Here is a 16,931-nt window from a genome sequence, read left to right as displayed (position 1 = left end):
CCCGGAGCATAGCAATTACCGCCTCCCCCGCACCCGCCTCGATCTGCCTGCTGCGCCTGTCGGCGCTGGGCGATGTCACCCATGTCGTGCCGCTGGTGCGGACCCTGCAGTCGGTCTGGCCCAGCACGCCGCTGACCTGGGTGATCGGCAAGGGCGAACACCGCCTGCTGGCCGGTTTGCCGGGAGTCGAGTTCGTCGAGTACGACAAGAAGTCGGGCTTCGCGGGGATGCTCGGACTGCGCCGCGAACTGCACGCGCGCGGCCACCGGTTCGAGGCGCTGCTGCAGATGCAGGTGGCCGCGCGCGCGAACCTGCTGTCGGCATTCATCCCCGCGCGGGTGCGGGTGGGATACGACCGTTCGCGGTCGAAGGACGGACACGGCTTGTTCATCAATCGCCGCATCCCGGACCGCCCCGGCATCCACGTCCTGGATGCGATCGGGAGTTTCTGCGAACCGCTCGGGCTGCGGCAGAGCGAGGTGCGTTGGGATCTGCCGGTCCCCGACGACGCCCGCGGGTGGGCACGGGCGCAATGGCCGGCCGATGGCACACCGGTCCTGATGATTTCGCCCTGCTCCAGCCACGTCCGCCGCAACTGGCGTGCCGACCGCTACGCCGCCGTGGCCGACCACGCGATCTCCCGCGGCTGGCGCGTGGTGCTGTGCGGTGGCCGCAGCGAGCTGGAGCGCCGTACGGCCGATGCCATCGTCGCGGCGATGCGCGGACCGTCGCTCGACCTCGTCGGCAAGGACACCCTCAAGCAGCTGCCCGCGTTGCTGGAACGCGCCGACCTGCTGATGACCCCGGATTCCGGCCCGATGCACATCGCCAATGCGATGGGCACCAAGGTGCTCGGCTTGCACGCGGCCAGCAACCCGGCCCGGAGCGGCCCGTACTCGGACCGGCGCTACTGCGTGGACCGTTACGACGATGCCGCACGCCGGTACCTGGGCAAACCGGCCGCCGAGCTGCGCTGGGGCGCCAAGATCGAGCACGACGGCGTGATGGACCTGGTCACGGTGGAAGACGGGATTGCGGCGTTCGAGCGCTACGTGGCCGACCACTCGCGAACGCCGGGTTAGCGGCAGCCCGCATCGGCCCGGCCCAGCGGCATGCAGCCGGATCAGGGAGTGCCGGCGCTCCTGTAGTCCTGGTAGGACTTCTCCTCGACGTAGGCCGAACCCAGCGCGGTGTTGATCTCGCGCTTGATGCGGGCGCGTTCGTCGTTCTCGAAGTAGACGCTTCGGGCCAGCTTGACGAAGCCGGCATCGAATTGCTGCGCCTTCTCCTTGATCCGGATGTCGTCCTCGATCTCCCACAGACGCTCGTTGACGGCCTTCAGCTCGGCGCGCAGGCGGAGGATGTCGGTACCGGCCGCCGGGTGCGCCATCCAGGTCCTCTCCAGCGCGGACAGCTCGTTGCGCACGTTGGCGAGCTTGGCCTCGTCGGACATCCGCTCGGACTTGATCTGCAGGATGGCGATCTTGTCGAGCAGCTCGCCAAAGGACACCGGGACCAGGATTTCGGACATGACGCCGCCGTTCAGCCAGTTGGGGGCGCCAGTGTAGCGCCGGCGCGCGGGACCTTGCCGGCGAGGCAAACCATCCGTATCATTTCCGGCTCACTGCACCCGGAGAGGTGGCAGAGTGGTTGAATGTACCTGATTCGAAATCAGGCGTACGTTTATAGCGTACCGGGGGTTCGAATCCCCCCCTCTCCGCCAGACACGAAACAGGCTGCTTCGGCAGCCTTTTTCATGCCCGCGATATGCGACGCCGGTGCCACCCGCTCCGATCGAACGCGACGCGTGCCGCAACCGGGGCGCACACGACCTCCCGTCGCCACGCCTTGCCTCGCGGCCGGCCGGCCCCGATGATTCCGTTACTGTTCTGAAGAGCCCGCCCACGCGACCGGCATGACCGACACATGATCGAATTCGGACACCTGACGCACGTCGGCCTGCGTCGCGAGCTCAACGAGGACAGCTACTACGGCGACAGCGAGCTCGGGCTGTGGCTGGTCGCCGACGGCATGGGTGGCCACGAGTACGGCGAGGTCGCCAGCGCGCTCGCACGCGAGACCATCGTGCGCGAGGTCCGTGACGGCACCCCGCTGGCGCAGGCGATCCGGATCGCCGACGAGGAGATCCTGCGTACCTCGCGCCGCCGTTCCGATGCACTGCCGATGGGGACCACGGTGGTCGCCGCGCGCATCAGCGGCAACCGGTTCGAGGTGGCGTGGGTCGGCGACAGCCGGGTCTACCTGTGGCGTGACGGCCAGCTGGCCCAGTTGTCGCAGGACCACAGCTACGTGCAGGAGCTGATCGCCAACGGTGCGATCACCCACGAACAGGCACGCAGCCACCCGCACCGCAACGTGGTGACCCAGGCGCTCGGGGTGACCGACCCGCGCAACCTCAACGTCGAGACCATGACGGGCGAACTGCGCCCCGGCATGCAACTGCTGCTGTGCAGCGACGGGCTGACCGAGGAAGTCGACGACCGCAGCATCTCGCGGGTGCTGGAGCAGTTGGACTGCAGTGCGCAGGAATGCGTGGACCGGCTGGTCGCCGCGGCGCTGGACGGCGGCGGCTCCGACAACGTCACCGTGGTGCTGGTGCGGCGGCACTGACCCGCGCTGGCCGTCCGGGGCTCACCCCGCCAGCACGGGCTCCCGCTGCTCGGCCTCTACCGGCTCCATGAAGCGGTCCCAGAGAGCCGACCCGGCCCGCTTGCGCAGCGTCGCCAATCGCGCCTCGTGTGCGGCCAGTTCGTGCGCCTCGACGGCGATGCGCGGGCGCGGGCGGGTGGTATCGACGGTGAAGCGCACCGCGGTCGCCTCCTCCGCCGCGGGCTCGACCGAGCCGAACCCGATCTCCTCCTGTCCCGAGGTCAGGCCGATGTAGACCTCGGCCAGCAGTTGGGCGTCCAGCAGTGCGCCGTGCAACTGGCGGTGGGTGTTGTCCACGCCCAGCCGGCGGCACAGCGCATCCAGCGAGTTGCGCTGGCCCGGGAACCGCTGGCGCGCCAGCAGCAGCGAGTCCTCCACCCGGCAACGGTCGCCGAGGCAGCCGTAATGGACGCCGGCCATCCGCAGCTCGTTGTCGAGGAAGCCGACGTCGAACGCGGCGTTGTGGATCACCAGCTCGGCGCCGTCGATGAACTCGAGGAACTCGTCGACCACCTCGGCGAAGCGCGGCTTGTCGGCGAGGAACTCCAGCGTGAGGCCGGTGACCTCCTGCGCGCCCTGCTCGAACTCGCGGTCCGGGTTGAGGTAACGATGGAAGGTGCGGCCGGTCGGCCGGCGCTCGACGAACTCGACGCAGCCGATTTCGACCACGCGGTTGCCGCGCTCCCAGCTCAGGCCGGTGGTTTCGGTATCGAGGATGACCTGGCGCATGGCCGTCAGTGTAATGGACCGGCGGCGACCCGCGCCGCGTGCCGGTTACCGGGCATGGACCGCGGCGGCGGCACGGAGGCGCACCGCCTGGTCGCGCGCAAGCCCGTCCACCCGCTCGTTGTCCGGGTTGCCGGAGTGTCCCTTGACCCAGCGCCAGTCGACCCGGTGGCGCTGCGCCGCCGCGTGCAGGCGCTCCCACAGGTCACGGTTCTTCACCGCCTCGCCCCCCGAGGTTTTCCAGCCACGCCGCAGCCAGTTCGCCATCCACAGCGTGATGCCCTGGCGGACGTACTGTGAATCGGTGTGCAGGACAATGTCGCACGGCTCGCTGAGCGCCTCGAGCGCGGCGATGGCCGCCATCAGCTCCATCCGGTTGTTGGTGGTTTCCGCCTCGCCGCCGGCCAGTTCCCGTTCGTGCCCCTTGTAGCGCAACAGCGCGGCCCAGCCGCCCGGACCCGGATTGCCGAGGCAGGCGCCGTCGGTATGGATTTCGACCTGCTTGTTGGTGTTCGTCATCCGGCCATTATCGGCGCTGGCGGTCCCCGGGTGGACGATGCGGTCGCCGGTTCACGGCGGCGCGGTGCCGGAGCGGCCGGCCTGCCAGTGCAGACGGCGCAACCGCGCCGGCGGGACCACCGCGCGTACCCGCTTGCTGACGGTCAGCGCGACGCCCGCGCGCAGCCGGTCCGGCGCGCCGATGCCGGCGCCGCCGGGGTTCTCGCGCCAGTGCGGGCCGATCCACTGCAGACTCACCGCATCGCCCGAGAATCCAGCCCGGCGCAGCGCCGCCTGCCAGTGCCCCGGATCGCGCGCGCGCAACCCGGTACCGGCCCAGCGGAACCGGTACGGCGTCCACGGGTTGAGCGCCGCCAGCCACAGCGTCCCGCCCGGCGCGAGCACGCGCGCGCACTCCTCGAGCAGGGGCGCGGGTTCGATCGCATCGTCCAGGGCATGCTGCAGCAGCAGCGCACCGAACGTTTCACTGGCCAGCGGCAGCGGCAGCCCGCAACGCACCGACCCGGTCCAGCGGCCGCCGTCGCGATGCAACAGCAGCCCTCGCGCGCCCATCGCCGGCGGCCGCGCCGCGGGCACGCCGATCCACGCCCGAGGCAGCGCCGGGCAGGCCGCCACGACCCGCTGCATCGCCCGCGCTTCGTCGGCCAGCAGGCACTGCCCGCCGGCGCTGCCGAACCAGTCCAGGGTGGAGGGGGTCGAGCCGGTTTGACGCTGGTGCACGGTCAGGGGCATGTTCGCGGACTTGCGGGACAGGCGGGAGGCACGCCCATTCTGCGCCCCACCCGTACCCGGCGAGGATATCGACCATGCAGCTGCACACACTGCCCGCGCTGGGCGACAACTACATCTGGCTCCTGCACGGCCCCGGCGGCGTCGTGGTCGTCGATCCCGGAGCGGCGGAGCCGGTACTCGCCGCCGCCGACAGCGGTGGATTCCAGCCGGCGGCGGTGTTGCTGACCCACCATCACCAGGACCACATCGGCGGCACCCCGGCGTTGCGTTCGCGCTGGCCGGATCTGCCGGTGTACGCCCCTGCCGATGAACGGATCGACTGCGCCACCCACACGGTCCACGACGGCCAAATTATCACCGTGGGCGGAATGCCGTTCAGCGTGGTTGCGGTGCCCGGCCACACCCGCAGTCATGTCGCGTTCTTCCAGCAGGACCCGGTCGAACCGACGCTGTTCTGCGGGGACACCCTGTTCAGTCTGGGCTGCGGCCGATTGTTCGAGGGTAGCGCCGCGCAGATGCACGCTTCACTATCGCGCTTGGCCGCGTTTCCGGATGCCACCCGGGTCTGCTGCGGCCATGAGTACACGATGTCCAACGCCGCGTTCGCGCGCGTGGTCGAACCCGACAACCCGGCGCTCCGGCGCCGCAGCGAAGAGGCCCAGTCCATGCGAGACGCCGCCCGCCCCACTCTCCCCAGCACGATCGGCGACGAACGAGCGTGCAACCCCTTCCTGCGGTGCGACGAACCCGCGGTGAGGGCCGCGGCCGGCCGGCAGCTCGGCCACGCACCGCGGGACGCGGTGGAAACGTTCGCCGCGCTGCGGTGCTGGAAGGACGGATTCGCCGCATGAGGCGCGGCATCCGGGGAATCGTCGGCGCGTGCGTCGGGGTCGTCCTGCTGGCCCTGCCTGCACTGGCAGCGACGGCCGGCCCAACGACGGACCCGGTACGCAGCGGCCGCGAAATCTACCGGCAGTTCAGCGAAGGCCTGTCCACTCCGGCGTGCGGTCCGGACGTCAGCGCCCGTTGGCGCAAGCACTTCGCGGCCGCTCCCAAGCGGCTGGCGTCGCCGGATTCGGACACGCTGGCGCTGTTCGGCTACGTCGTCGATGCCCTGCATGAATCCAGCCTGCCCACCGAGTACGCACTGATCCCGTTCGTGGAGAGCGGTTACAAGCCCGACGCGCGCAGTCCTGCGGGCCCGGCCGGCCTGTGGCAGATGATCCGGCGCACCGCGCGCAACCATCACGTACCGATCCGCGCCGGCTACGACGGGCGACTGTCTCCGGTCGACTCCACCCGCGCCGCCGTGCGCTACCTGAAGACGCTCCATGGCATGTTCGCCGGCGACTGGCGGTTGGCCTCCATGGCCTACAACGCCGGCGAGTACCGCGTGCTGGGCGCGCTCAAGCGCGGCGGCCAGGTCGCCCGCCGCGCGCGTCCTGCCGAGCTGCCGGGCCTGTCCGGCGTCACCCATGCCTACGTTCGCAAATTGCGGGCGATCGCGTGCGTGCTCGACGAGGCGGCGCAGGACGAGGAGTGGCTGCAGGCCTTGGACCGACCGGTGCCGCGCCTGCAGCCGGTGGAAGTCGCGGCCGAGTACGGGCGCGTCGACGCGTGGGCTTCGGCTCACGGTTACGACCCCGCGCGAGTGCGGCGCCTCAACCCGGTGTTCGTGGCGGGACGAATCCGCCACGGCGACGAACCGCTGCGCCTGCTGGCCCCCCGGCAGGCCGCATCGGTCGTCGATGGGGGGTCGGTCCTCGCTGACACCGCCGGGCCGGCCGACGTGACCGTCTCCGCCGGCGACGCGGTGTCGCCGGCGGGCGCGCCCGCCGGCGGCCGCTGAGCCGCGCGACCGCACGGGTACACTACCGCTTTGCCCGGCCACGCCGGCCGCGCCACGAGGATCGAGGAGCAACCATGGGTTTCCTGCAAGGCAAACGCGCACTCATCACCGGCATCGCGAGCGACCGCTCGATCGCCAGCGGCATCGCCGAAGCCATGCATCGCCAAGGCGCGGAGCTGGCCTTCACCTACCTCAACGACAAGCTGCGTCCGCGCGTGGAGAAGGCCGCCACCGCACTGGGCAGCGACATCGTGCTGCCGCTGGATGTCTCCAGCGACGACCAGATCAACCAGTGCTTCGAGCAACTCGGCCAGCGCTGGGACGGTTTCGACATCCTCGTCCACGCCATCGCCTACGCGCCGCGTGAAGCGATCGAGGGCGAGTTCCTCGACGGCCTGACCCGCGAGAACTGGAACACCGCCCACGAGATTTCGGCGTTCTCGCTGGCGGCGATGGCCAAGGCCGCTCGCCCGCTGATGAAGGAGCGCAACGGCTCGATCGTGACCCTGAGCTACCTCGGTGCCGAACGCGCTCTGCAGAACTACAACGTCATGGGCGTGGCCAAGGCCAGCCTCGAGGCGACGGTGCGCTATCTCGCCCTGAACCTCGGCCCGGAAGGCACCCGTGTGAACGCCATCTCGGCCGGGCCGATCAAGACCCTGTCGGCCGCCGGCATCGCGAACTTCCGCAAGATGCTCGGGCACTTCGAGCAGTACGCGCCGCTGCGCCGCAGCGTGACGATCGAGGACGTCGGCAACACCGCCGCATTCCTGTGTTCGGACCTGGCCGCCGGCATCACCGGCGAGGTCACCTATGTCGATTCGGGCTACAACATCCTCGGCATGACCGGCATCGGCGACGAAGACTGAGGTATATCGGTCGTCCACGAAAAAGCCCGGCAGTGCCGGGCTTTTTCATTGGAACCATGGAGGACCGCCGGGTCAGAGGTTCTCCTCGACCACCTCGATCTCCATGTCCTGCCGCAGCGCCGAAACCAGCGCCTGGACATCGGCGGCGCCTGCCGCCAGCGCGAGCTGCTGGCTCAGCATTTCCCGCTGGGCGGGCGGCACTTCGGCTTCATTGCCCGGCACGACCCTGTCGACCGAGAACAGCACGATGGTGCCGTCGTCGAGCACCTGACGGCCAACGCTCGGCTTGCCGTCGGCCGGAGCCGCCGCGGTGAAGATCGCTTCCGACACCGACTCGTCCAGCAGCGGCGCGCCGCGTGGAACGCCCGGCACCGACTGCGGTGGCGGGAGCGACTCGGCCTCGGCCAGTTCGGCCAGGGGGGTACCGCCGCCCAGCCGCGCAAGCAGCGTATCGGCACGCTCGGCCGCGGCCTTGCGCGCGCGCGCGGCGCGGATCGCGGCCACGACCTGCTCACGCACCTGCGCGAGCGGCTGGACGCTTTCAGGCGCGTGTTCGGTCACCCGGATCCAGACATTCCGGTCAGGGGCGGTCTCGATCGGGTCGCTGACGGTGCCGTCCTCGATCAGGGTCTCGGAAAACGCCGCCTGGCGCACGGCGGGATTCGCCGCGAGGCCTTCGGTGGCGGCGCGGGAGAACGGCCCCAGCGTCTTCACCTCGACCCCGGCCACTTCGGCCGCGGGCGCCAACGCACCCGGGTTCTGCAGCACCGCGTCGACCACGGCAGAGGAAGCCTCGTTGAACGCGCGCTCGCGGTCGGCCTCGGCCTGCTCCGCCACCAGCAGGTCGCGGACCTCCTCGAACGACTCCTGCGCACCGGCCTTGACCTCGCGCAGCTGGATCACGTGCCAGCCGAAATCGCTCTTCACCGGCGCACTCACCTGCCCCGGCTGCATCGCGAACAACGCATCCGCGAAGGCGCCCGGCATCATGTCGCGGCTGATCCAGCCCAGGTCGCCCCCGCCGGCCTTCGACCCGCTGTCATCGCTGTGGGTGCGTGCGAGCGCGGCGAAATCGGCGCCGTCGGCCTGGGCCTCGGCGGCGATCTGGCGCGCCTCGGCCTCGGCCGCCTGGCGGGTCGCCTCGTCGGCGCCTTCATCCACCTGGACAAGAATATGCGATGCGAGGCGCTGCTCCTGGGATGCGAACTGCGCCTGCTCCTGCTCGTAGCGTGCCCGCAGTGCGGCTTCGTCGGCCGGCGCCGGAGCGGGCATGTCCTCGGCGGCGAGCTCGATGTACTCGATGCTGACGCGCTCGGGAGCACGGTAGTCGTCCGGATGGGCGTCGTACCACGCCTGGATATCCGCATCGCTCACCGCGGCCGTGGTATCCGGCTGTGTCGGCGGGACGACCAGCAGGTTGACGTCGCGGCGCTCGCCCATCAGGCGGATCAGGCGCTCCATCTCGCCTGCGGTGACGAAATTGCTGTTGGCGATCGCACTCGCCACCAGGGTCTGCTGCAACCCCTCGCGGACGAGCTGGTCGAACTGCGCCGGGGTCTGTGCCGGCACCTGTGACGCCAGGGCGAGCTGGTAACGCTGCGGGTCGAAGCGTCCGTCAACCTGGAAGGCCGGGATGGCCTGGATCGCGTCGCGCACCATCGCGTCGCTGACGACCACGCCGGCGTGTTCGGCGGCCATCGCCTGCACGCGCTGGTCGATCAGGGTGTCGAGCACGGCGCGCTTGTTTTCGGGACTCTCGAACTCACGCGCATCGAACGCCTCGCCGAGCTCGGCGCGCTGCTGCTGGCGGACCTGTTCGAACCGCTGACGGAATTCGTCGACGGTGATCTCCTCGTGCCGCCAGAGCACCGAGACCGGCCAGAACGAAGGTGCCGAAGCCCACCATGCGGGCGGCGCCTGCAGGGTCGCGACCGTGGTGTCGCTGCGCTGGACCATGTACTGCTCCAGCCCGAAGAAGGCGAACGGAATGATCAACAGGCCCAGGATCACCGTGGCGATCCAGCCGGAGGTCTTGTCGCGAAGTGTCTGCAGCATGGTCCAGTCGGGGTAAAGGCAGAAGCCGGACAGTTTAGCGTGTTGCAACCGCGACGGCTGGAGCGCCGGCTCCGCAACGGGCGGCTGTCGCGGGGTCCGGATGCGGAAACAAAAAAAGGCGCCGTTTCCGGCGCCTTCGACAACTTCGCAATGGCGGAGCGGACGGGACTCGAACCCGCGACCTCCGGCGTGACAGGCCAGCATTCTAACCAACTGAACTACCGCTCCACACTGCAAGCAGCTTTACAACCACGGCCGCCACAGAACTTCGGCCTTCACTTAAAAGCAGAGGCGCCGGGAATGAACCTCGGCGCCTCCGGTATTACTGGCGGAGTGGACGGGACTCGAACCCGCGACCTCCGGCGTGACAGGCCAGCATTCTAACCAACTGAACTACCACTCCGCACTTTGAAACGTTACCCGGTGCTGGTGGGTGCTGAGGGTTTCGAACCCCCGACCCTCTCCGTGTAAAGGAGACGCTCTACCACTGAGCTAAGCACCCTGTGTCACAGAACCGGCGCGATGGGCTGCGTCGGCGGGTGAGCTGCTTAGTTTACAGCGTCCTTCAGGGCTTTGCCAGCCTTGAACGAAGGATTCTTCGAAGCCTTGATCTTGATGGTCTCGCCGGTCTTCGGGTTGCGGCCTTGGCGGGCGGCGCGCTTGCGGACCTGGAAGGTGCCGAAGCCGACCAGCGTCACCGTGTCACCCTTCTTCAGCGCCTTGGTGACGACGCTGACCATCGCGTCCACGGCATTGGCGGCATCGGCGCGGGACAGCTCCGCGGCATCGGCGACGGCGGCAACAAAATCACCCTTGTTCATTCGTTTGGACTCCCTGTGCGGACTCGATCCGCATTGTTCTGAGAATCGAAGTGCCCCCCGCGCACGGTGGACCTCCGACCGACTTTGCCGCCATGAAGGCCGTGATGCGACCCTCACGCGGTTGCCAGCCGTTATACCAGTGGCATTTTGGGGGTGCAAGCCGGAAAGCTAGCAACGACGCGGGTTTCAGCGTGTTGTCGGATTTTTCCGCCCGCGGGGGCGATTAATGCTTGACGTCCGCCTGAGAAGCCGGTCCGCCTTTTCCCCGGACCGGCATCTCGCCCTCGCCGGTCGCCGGCGTGGGCGTGACCGGCCGTTCCAGAGCGACGTCGAGCACCTCGTCTATCCACTTGGCCGTGACGATCTTCAACCCCTGGGTCACGCTCCTGGGAAGGTCGGCGAGGTCCTTCTCGTTCTCCTCCGGGATGATCACCGTGGTGATGCCGCCCCGCAGCGCCGCCAGCAGCTTCTCCTTGAGCCCGCCGATCGGCAGCACGCGCCCGCGCAGGGTGATCTCGCCGGTCATGGCGACTTCGGCGCGCACCGGGTTCGCGGTCAGCATCGAGACCAGCGCGGTGGCCATCGCGATGCCGGCGCTCGGTCCGTCCTTGGGCGTCGCGCCTTCCGGCACGTGGACGTGGATGTCCTGCTTCTGCAGGAACTCGAGATCGATCCCGAGGCGCTCGGTGCGTGCGCGCACCACCGACAGCGCCGCCGAAGCCGACTCCTTCATCACGTCACCGAGCTGGCCGGTCAGCATCAGCTGCCCCTTGCCCGGCACCATCGTGGTCTCGATCTGCAGCAGGTCGCCGCCGACCTCGGTCCAGGCCAAGCCGGTCACCAGCCCGATCTCGTTCTGCTCTTCGGCGCGGCCGAAGTCGAAGCGGCGCACGCCCAGGTACTTGTCGAGGTTCCTGGAGGTCACGTTGACGGTTTTCAGCTTCTTCTGTGGCCCCGCCAGCGCGATTTCCTTGACGACCTTGCGGGCGATCTTGGAAATCTCACGCTCGAGATTGCGCACACCGGATTCGCGGGTGTAGTAGCGCACGATGTCGCGCACCGCCCCTTCGCCGATCTTGAGCTCCTCCGGCTTCAGGCCGTTGGCCTTGATCTGCTTGGGCAGCAGGTAGCGCATGGCGATGTTGAGCTTCTCCTCCTCGGTGTAGCCGGGGATGCGAATCACTTCCATGCGGTCCAGCAGCGGGCCGGGGATGTTGAGCGAGTTGGAGGTGGCCACGAACATCACCTCGCTCAGGTCGAGGTCGACCTCGAGGTAGTGGTCGTTGAAGCTGTGGTTCTGCTCCGGGTCGAGCACCTCCAGCAGTGCCGACGACGGGTCGCCGCGGAAGTCCATCGACATCTTGTCGATCTCGTCGAGCACGAACAGCGGGTTCTTGGTGCCGACCTTGTTGAGGTTCTGCACGATCCGCCCCGGCATCGAGCCGACGTAGGTGCGGCGGTGGCCGCGGATCTCGGCCTCGTCGCGCACGCCGCCCAGGCTCATCCGCACGAACTTGCGGTTCGTCGCCTTGGCGATCGACTGGCCAAGCGAGGTCTTGCCGACACCCGGCGGGCCGACCAGGCACAGGATCGGCGCCTTCATGGTCTTCACCCGGGTCTGCACGGCGAGGTACTCGAGGATGCGCTCCTTGACCTTCTCCAGCCCGAAGTGGTCGGCGTCGAGGACTTCCTGCGCGGCCCGCAGGTCCTTGCGGACCTTGCTGCGCTTCTTCCACGGTACGCCGAGCAGCCACTCGAGGTAGTTGCGCACCACCGCGGCCTCGGCCGACATCGGCGACATCTGCTTGAGCTTGTTGAGCTCGTTGCGCGCCTTGGCCTCCACCGGCTTGGGCATGCCGGCGCCGGCGATCTTGCGGGTCAACTCCTCGATGTCGTTGGGCGCGTCGTCGATCTCGCCCAGCTCCTTCTGGATCGCCTTCATCTGCTCGTTGAGGTAGTACTCGCGCTGGCTCTTCTCCATCTGGCCCTTGACCCGGCCGCGGATGCGCTTCTCCAGCTGCTGCACGTCGATCTCGCCGTCGACCAGGCCGACCAGCTGCTCGAGCCGGTCGCCGATCCCGTGCGCCTCCAGCAGCTTCTGCTTGTCGCCGATGCGCACGCCCAGGTGGGCGGCGATGGTGTCGGCCAGCCGGCCCGGGTCCTCGATCCCGGACAGGGTCTGCATCAGTTCCGGCGGCAGCTTGCGGTTGGTCTTCACGTACTGCTCGAACAACCCCACCAGCGAGCGCGAGATGGCGTCGATCTCGCGCTCCTCGCGATCGAACACGGGATCGATGATCTCGGCGTGGCCGGACAGCGCGCCGTCGTGCTCGCCCACCTCCCCGACCTGCACCCGCGCGACGCCTTCCACCAGCACCTTGATGGTGCCGTCGGGGAGCTTCAGCAGTTGCAGGACATGCGCAAGGGTGCCGACCTGGTAGAGGTCGTCGGCGGTGGGGTCGTCGGTTTCCGCCGACTTCTGCGCGACCAGCAGGATCTGCTTGTCGGCTTCCATCGCGACGTCCAGGGCGCGGATCGACTTGTCGCGACCAACGAACAACGGGATGACCATGTGCGGGAACACCACGACGTCGCGCAGCGGCAACACCGGCAAGTCGAGCTGCTCGGGCTCACGGGAGGATTCTGTCCGGCTGGATGGGGTCATGGAAAAGCTCCGGGACGATCAGGGGCGCCGGGCCAGAGAGGTGGCGCGGCCGGCCGAAAAAACGGGAAACCCGGGGCATCGCCGGGCCTTGGCAGGGTTATGGGGGTCCGCGCCGGGCGATGCAAGCCGGGGCCGCGAGTGCCGCAGAAAGCACCCGGGTTTTCCAAACAAAATCAGCCGCTTGCGGACACAAGCGGCTGATCGGCTTCATTGCGGCTCAGGAGCGGCGGTTCAGTCGCCCGAAGCCGCCTTCTGCGGTGCCGCCGGCGTCTGGTAGATCAGATAGGGCTCGGTCTTGTGGTCGATCACGGACTCGTCGACCACCACCTTGCTGACGTTCTCCAGCGACGGCAGCTCGTACATGGTGTCGAGCAGGACCGACTCGACGATGGTGCGCAGGCCGCGCGCGCCGGTCTTGCGCTTGAGCGCCTTGCGCGCGATCGCGGCCAGGGCGTCCGGGCGGAATTCGAGCTCGACATCCTCCATCTCGAACAGCTTGCGGAACTGCTTGGTAATCGCGTTGCGCGGTTCGGTCAGGATCGTGATCAATGCCGCTTCGTCGAGCTCTTCCAGCGTGGCGACCACTGGCAGGCGGCCGACGAACTCGGGAATCAGGCCGAACTTGATCAGGTCCTCCGGCTCGACCTCGGCCAGGATCTTGCCGACCTCGGTCTTGCGCTCGGCGCTCTTGACCTTGGCACCAAATCCGATGCCGCCCGCCTCGGTGCTGCGCTGCTGGATGATCTTGTCCAGACCGGCGAACGCGCCGCCCACGATGAACAGGATGTTGCGGGTATCGACCTGCAGGAATTCCTGCTGCGGGTGCTTGCGCCCGCCCTGCGGCGGCACGCTGGCGACAGTGCCTTCGATCAGCTTCAGCAGCGCCTGCTGCACGCCCTCGCCGGATACGTCGCGGGTGATCGAGGGGTTGTCGGACTTGCGCGAGATCTTGTCGATCTCGTCGATGTAGACGATGCCTTGCTGCGCCTTGTCGACGTCGTAGTCGCACTTCTGCAGCAGCTTCTGGATGATGTTCTCGACATCCTCGCCCACGTAGCCGGCTTCGGTCAGCGTGGTCGCGTCGGCCATGGTGAACGGCACGTTGAGCATCCGCGCCAGCGTCTCGGCCAGCAGCGTCTTGCCCGAACCGGTGGGGCCGACCAGCAGGATGTTGGACTTCGCCAGTTCGACGTCGTCGTTCTTCTGCCGGCTCTCGATGCGCTTGTAGTGGTTGTACACGGCGACCGCGAGCGTGCGCTTGGCGCGCGCCTGGCCGATCACGTACTGGTCGAGGACCTCGAGGATCTCCTTGGGCTTGGGCAGGTGGCTGCGGGCCGACTGCGCCTTCTCCTCGAGCTCCTCGCGGATGATGTCGTTGCACAACTCGACGCACTCGTCGCAGATGAACACGCTCGGGCCCGCAATCAGCTTGCGGACCTCGTGCTGGCTCTTGCCGCAGAACGAGCAGTACAGAATCTTGTTGCTGTCGCCGGTACTGCGGCCCTGTCGATCGTCGGTCATGCGCTTGCCTGAAGGTTCCTTTGCCGGACCCGACGCGCACGCCTTGCGCGGACGGGGTCCCGATGGTTCGGACCGAGAATAGCACAGCACTCCAGCCCGCCCCGGGGGCGTGCCAGAAGTGCCGAAAGCATCACGGAATCAATAACTTGCGGTTAAGCGAACGCCCGGTCAACCCGCCTGGATGGACTCGTCGGGACGGCGTTCGAGCACCTGGTCCACCAGCCCGTACTCATGTGCGGCCTCGGCGCTCTTGAAGTTGTCGCGTTCGGTGTCGCGCGCGATGGTCTCCAGCGGCTGGCCGGTGTGGTGCGAGAGCACCTCGTTGAGCTTCTGCTTGAGCGCCAGGATCTCGCGGGCATGGATCTCGATGTCGCTGGCCTGGCCCTGGAAGCCACCCAGCGGCTGGTGGATCATCACTCGCGAGTTCGGCAGCGCGTAGCGCTTGCCCTTGGCGCCGGCGGCCAGCAGCAGCGCGCCCATCGAAGCGGCCTGGCCGACGCAGATCGTGCTCACGTCGGGCTTGATGTACTGCATGGTGTCGTAGATCGCCATGCCGGCGGTGACCACGCCGCCGGGCGAGTTGATGTACAGGCTGATGTCCTTCTCGGGGTTTTCGGCCTCGAGGAACAACATCTGGGCGACGATCACGTTGGCGACGTGGTCGTCGACGGGGCCGACCAGGAAGATCACCCGCTCCTTCAACAGGCGCGAATAGATGTCGTACGCGCGCTCGCCCCGGCTGGTCTGTTCGACCACCATCGGCACGAGGTTCAGGGCTTTGGTCTGGTTTTCCATCGGGTCATCCACCTGGGGCGGCAGCCGGGACTGCGTTGAGAGGCAAGGCCGACCAATCTGGGGCCGGCCCCGCGGCGGCGCAAGGGCCACCGTCCGCCGCCGCGCCGGAGGGCGGGCGGCGGTTCAGCGGGTTACTGCCGGATCGCCTCGGAGAAGGACATCGGCTGCTCGGTGTGCTCGGCGCGCTCGGCGATCCAGTCGATCACCTGCTCTTCCATGACGCGGCCCTGCAGGCCCTGCATCAGCTGCGCGTCCTGGCGATACAGCTCGATCACCTGCTGCGGCTCCTCGTAGGTGGAGGCGATCAGGTTGAGGGTTTCGGTGACCCGCTTGGGATCGAGCTTGAGTTCGTTGCGACGTGCGACCTCGCCGACCAGCAATCCGACCAGCACGCGCTTGCGCGCCGCCTCCATGAACTGCTCGTGGGCGTTGGCCGGCAGGTCGACCTTGCGGCCCTGGCGGCGCGCCTGTTCGGCGGCCTGCCGGGCCATGTCACGGGCCTCGTTCTCGACCAGGCGCGGCGGCATCTCGACCGAGGCGTACTCGGCGATCAGCTGCTCGCCGACCTCGCGACGCAGACGGGTCATCAGCGCGCCCTTGAGCTCGCGCTCCAGGTTGCTGCGGATGTCCTTGCGGAACTGCTCGGCGTCGCCGCTCTTGATGCCGAAGCTCTTGATGAAACCGTCATCGACTTCCGGCAGCACCGGCTCGGAGACCTTGGTCGCCTTCACGGTGACGTCGACCTTCTTGCCGGCGAACTGCGGCACGCGCCAGCTGGCGGGGAACTCCACCTCGACGGTCTTCTCCTCGCCGGCCTTCATGCCGACCAGGGCGGACTCGATCGCCGGGAACATGGCGGCCGAACCGATGATGGTCGCGCCACGCTCGGCACCTTCGGCCGGCATGCGCTCGCCGTCGACGGTCGAGAAGGTCTCGAGCTCGACCGCGTCGCCTTCCTTCGCCCCGCGCTCGACCACGCTCCAGGTGCGGCGCTGCAGGCGCAGGTTCTCGATCATTGCGTCGATGTCCTCGTCCTTCACCTCCGAGGTGTGGCGCACGACCTTGAGCTTGGCGACGTCGATGTCGCCGAAGTCCGGCACCACCTCGAAGGTGGCGGCGTAGGCGAGCTCCTCGCCTTCGACCGGCTCGATCCGCGGGTTGCCGGCGATCTGCAGCGACTGCTCACGCACGGCGTTGCCGAAGCTCTCGCGCAGCAGGCCGTCGAGGACCTCGGCGCGGACCTGCTGGCCGAAGCGCTGCTCGATCACCTTGGCCGGCACCTTGCCCGGGCGGAAGCCCTTGATCTTGGCGCCGCGCGCGATCTCGCGCAGACGGCCGCCGACCGTGCTCTCGAGCCGCTCGGCCGGGAGGTTGAAGGTCATGCGGCGTTCCAGGTTACCGAGCGTCTCGACCGACACGGGCTTTTCTACGGCTGGCATATCCACTCCTGCGACCGCGGCCGTGCCGCGGCAAGATGTTTGGTGAGCTGGTCGCCGCGACGCCGGCACGGAGCCGGCCGCTGGCGGAACGACGTAGTTTGGCTGATTCCGGGCGCGGCTGCCACTTGGGCGGCGGCCAGCCGGAATGCCTGTCGCGGCGGACGAGGGCGTCGCTTGCGGTTGCTGGTCGGGACGCACCGGTGAGCGCCGACGGCGGCTGCGGGCACAAAAGCCGTCGTCGACGGACAGGGCGACGCTCGCGAACGCTCG

15 protein-coding genes and 4 tRNA genes are annotated in these 16,931 nt (G+C 68.4%); 6 read left to right on the top strand and 13 right to left on the bottom strand.

Annotated elements, in window-relative coordinates; all coding sequences use genetic code 11:
- Positions 1-14: 14 nt before the first annotated feature.
- Positions 15-1,082 carry a glycosyltransferase family 9 protein gene (locus U8331_RS05480; protein WP_481132896.1) on the top strand — a complete coding sequence of 356 codons (1,068 nt, stop codon included), beginning with the start codon at positions 15-17 and terminating at the stop codon, positions 1,080-1,082.
- A gap of 41 nt (positions 1,083-1,123) precedes the next feature.
- On the opposite strand, the gene U8331_RS05475 is transcribed toward U8331_RS05480, so the two are convergent.
- Positions 1,124-1,531: a DUF6165 family protein gene (locus U8331_RS05475; protein ID WP_481132592.1), complete on the bottom strand. Its 408-nt coding sequence runs from the start codon at positions 1,529-1,531 to the stop codon at positions 1,124-1,126.
- Positions 1,532-1,632: 101 nt separating this feature from the next.
- Here U8331_RS05475 and U8331_RS05470 point away from each other — a divergent pair.
- A tRNA-Ser gene (locus tag U8331_RS05470) sits at positions 1,633-1,723 on the top strand.
- Between the two features lie 203 nt (positions 1,724-1,926).
- Positions 1,927-2,631 (top strand): PP2C family protein-serine/threonine phosphatase, encoded by a 705-nt coding sequence (locus tag U8331_RS05465; protein WP_481132591.1) that lies wholly within the window; start codon positions 1,927-1,929, stop codon positions 2,629-2,631.
- 21 nt (positions 2,632-2,652) lie between these two features.
- On the opposite strand, the gene dnaQ is transcribed toward U8331_RS05465, so the two are convergent.
- From dnaQ to U8331_RS05450, 3 genes are read right to left on the bottom strand one after another with little or no spacing between them, the layout of a single operon-like run.
- The gene (gene dnaQ, locus U8331_RS05460; RefSeq protein WP_481132590.1) at positions 2,653-3,399 is read right to left on the bottom strand and encodes a DNA polymerase III subunit epsilon; all 747 of its coding nucleotides are present in this window, start codon (positions 3,397-3,399) and stop codon (positions 2,653-2,655) included.
- 45 nt (positions 3,400-3,444) lie between these two features.
- On the bottom strand, positions 3,445-3,915 hold the full coding sequence (rnhA, locus tag U8331_RS05455; RefSeq protein ID WP_481132589.1) for a ribonuclease HI: 471 nt from the start codon (positions 3,913-3,915) through the stop codon (positions 3,445-3,447).
- A 51-nt stretch (positions 3,916-3,966) separates the two neighbouring features.
- Positions 3,967-4,647: a methyltransferase domain-containing protein gene (locus U8331_RS05450; protein WP_481132588.1), complete on the bottom strand. Its 681-nt coding sequence runs from the start codon at positions 4,645-4,647 to the stop codon at positions 3,967-3,969.
- Between the two features lie 74 nt (positions 4,648-4,721).
- Here U8331_RS05450 and gloB point away from each other — a divergent pair, with 74 nt between their 5' ends.
- The 3 genes from gloB to U8331_RS05435 all read left to right on the top strand — a co-directional run bounded on the left by gloB (position 4,722) and on the right by U8331_RS05435 (position 7,365).
- Positions 4,722-5,498: a hydroxyacylglutathione hydrolase gene (gene gloB, locus U8331_RS05445; RefSeq protein ID WP_481132587.1), complete on the top strand. Its 777-nt coding sequence runs from the start codon at positions 4,722-4,724 to the stop codon at positions 5,496-5,498.
- Positions 5,495-6,496 (top strand): lytic transglycosylase domain-containing protein, encoded by a 1,002-nt coding sequence (locus U8331_RS05440; protein ID WP_481132586.1) that lies wholly within the window; start codon positions 5,495-5,497, stop codon positions 6,494-6,496. The genes gloB and U8331_RS05440 overlap by 4 nt, the downstream gene beginning before the upstream one ends.
- Positions 6,497-6,570: 74 nt before the next feature.
- Positions 6,571-7,365: an enoyl-ACP reductase FabI gene (locus U8331_RS05435; protein WP_481132585.1), complete on the top strand. Its 795-nt coding sequence runs from the start codon at positions 6,571-6,573 to the stop codon at positions 7,363-7,365.
- Positions 7,366-7,437: 72 nt separating this feature from the next.
- Here the strand turns inward: U8331_RS05435 and U8331_RS05430 are convergent, their stop codons facing one another.
- The 9 genes from U8331_RS05430 to tig form a co-directional block, all read right to left on the bottom strand.
- A complete protein-coding gene (locus U8331_RS05430; RefSeq protein ID WP_481132584.1) occupies positions 7,438-9,420 on the bottom strand; it encodes a peptidyl-prolyl cis-trans isomerase in 1,983 nt (660 codons plus the stop codon).
- 151 nt (positions 9,421-9,571) lie between these two features.
- Positions 9,572-9,648: transfer RNA gene (locus U8331_RS05425), tRNA-Asp, on the bottom strand.
- A gap of 98 nt (positions 9,649-9,746) precedes the next feature.
- A tRNA-Asp gene (locus U8331_RS05420) sits at positions 9,747-9,823 on the bottom strand.
- 24 nt (positions 9,824-9,847) lie between these two features.
- A tRNA-Val gene (locus U8331_RS05415) sits at positions 9,848-9,922 on the bottom strand.
- Between the two features lie 46 nt (positions 9,923-9,968).
- A complete protein-coding gene (locus U8331_RS05410) occupies positions 9,969-10,241 on the bottom strand; it encodes an HU family DNA-binding protein (protein ID WP_481132583.1) in 273 nt (90 codons plus the stop codon).
- A gap of 223 nt (positions 10,242-10,464) precedes the next feature.
- Positions 10,465-12,906: an endopeptidase La gene (gene lon / locus U8331_RS05405; protein ID WP_481132582.1), complete on the bottom strand. Its 2,442-nt coding sequence runs from the start codon at positions 12,904-12,906 to the stop codon at positions 10,465-10,467.
- A 231-nt stretch (positions 12,907-13,137) separates the two neighbouring features.
- A complete protein-coding gene (clpX, locus tag U8331_RS05400) occupies positions 13,138-14,427 on the bottom strand; it encodes an ATP-dependent Clp protease ATP-binding subunit ClpX (RefSeq protein ID WP_481132581.1) in 1,290 nt (429 codons plus the stop codon).
- Between the two features lie 168 nt (positions 14,428-14,595).
- Positions 14,596-15,222: an ATP-dependent Clp endopeptidase proteolytic subunit ClpP gene (clpP, locus tag U8331_RS05395; protein ID WP_481132580.1), complete on the bottom strand. Its 627-nt coding sequence runs from the start codon at positions 15,220-15,222 to the stop codon at positions 14,596-14,598.
- 131 nt (positions 15,223-15,353) lie between these two features.
- Positions 15,354-16,661 carry a trigger factor gene (gene tig / locus U8331_RS05390; protein ID WP_481132579.1) on the bottom strand — a complete coding sequence of 436 codons (1,308 nt, stop codon included), beginning with the start codon at positions 16,659-16,661 and terminating at the stop codon, positions 15,354-15,356.
- Positions 16,662-16,931 lie beyond the last annotated feature (270 nt).

The organism is Lysobacter sp. CC-YZS074, assembly GCF_056739745.1.
This window is presented reverse-complemented; position numbering and strand designations above follow the sequence as displayed.

Coding starts and splice junctions, on each gene's coding strand:
- rnhA (WP_481132589.1), bottom strand. CDS start 3,915: ATGACGAACACCAACAAGCAGGTCGAAATCCATACCGACGGCGCCTGC.
- U8331_RS05475 (WP_481132592.1), bottom strand. CDS start 1,531: ATGTCCGAAATCCTGGTCCCGGTGTCCTTTGGCGAGCTGCTCGACAAG.
- clpP (WP_481132580.1), bottom strand. CDS start 15,222: ATGGAAAACCAGACCAAAGCCCTGAACCTCGTGCCGATGGTGGTCGAA.
- lon (WP_481132582.1), bottom strand. CDS start 12,906: ATGACCCCATCCAGCCGGACAGAATCCTCCCGTGAGCCCGAGCAGCTC.
- U8331_RS05450 (WP_481132588.1), bottom strand. CDS start 4,647: ATGCCCCTGACCGTGCACCAGCGTCAAACCGGCTCGACCCCCTCCACC.
- U8331_RS05465 (WP_481132591.1), top strand. CDS start 1,927: ATGATCGAATTCGGACACCTGACGCACGTCGGCCTGCGTCGCGAGCTC.
- tig (WP_481132579.1), bottom strand. CDS start 16,661: ATGCCAGCCGTAGAAAAGCCCGTGTCGGTCGAGACGCTCGGTAACCTG.
- dnaQ (WP_481132590.1), bottom strand. CDS start 3,399: ATGCGCCAGGTCATCCTCGATACCGAAACCACCGGCCTGAGCTGGGAG.
- U8331_RS05410 (WP_481132583.1), bottom strand. CDS start 10,241: ATGAACAAGGGTGATTTTGTTGCCGCCGTCGCCGATGCCGCGGAGCTG.
- U8331_RS05440 (WP_481132586.1), top strand. CDS start 5,495: ATGAGGCGCGGCATCCGGGGAATCGTCGGCGCGTGCGTCGGGGTCGTC.
- U8331_RS05430 (WP_481132584.1), bottom strand. CDS start 9,420: ATGCTGCAGACACTTCGCGACAAGACCTCCGGCTGGATCGCCACGGTG.
- gloB (WP_481132587.1), top strand. CDS start 4,722: ATGCAGCTGCACACACTGCCCGCGCTGGGCGACAACTACATCTGGCTC.
- U8331_RS05435 (WP_481132585.1), top strand. CDS start 6,571: ATGGGTTTCCTGCAAGGCAAACGCGCACTCATCACCGGCATCGCGAGC.
- clpX (WP_481132581.1), bottom strand. CDS start 14,427: ATGACCGACGATCGACAGGGCCGCAGTACCGGCGACAGCAACAAGATT.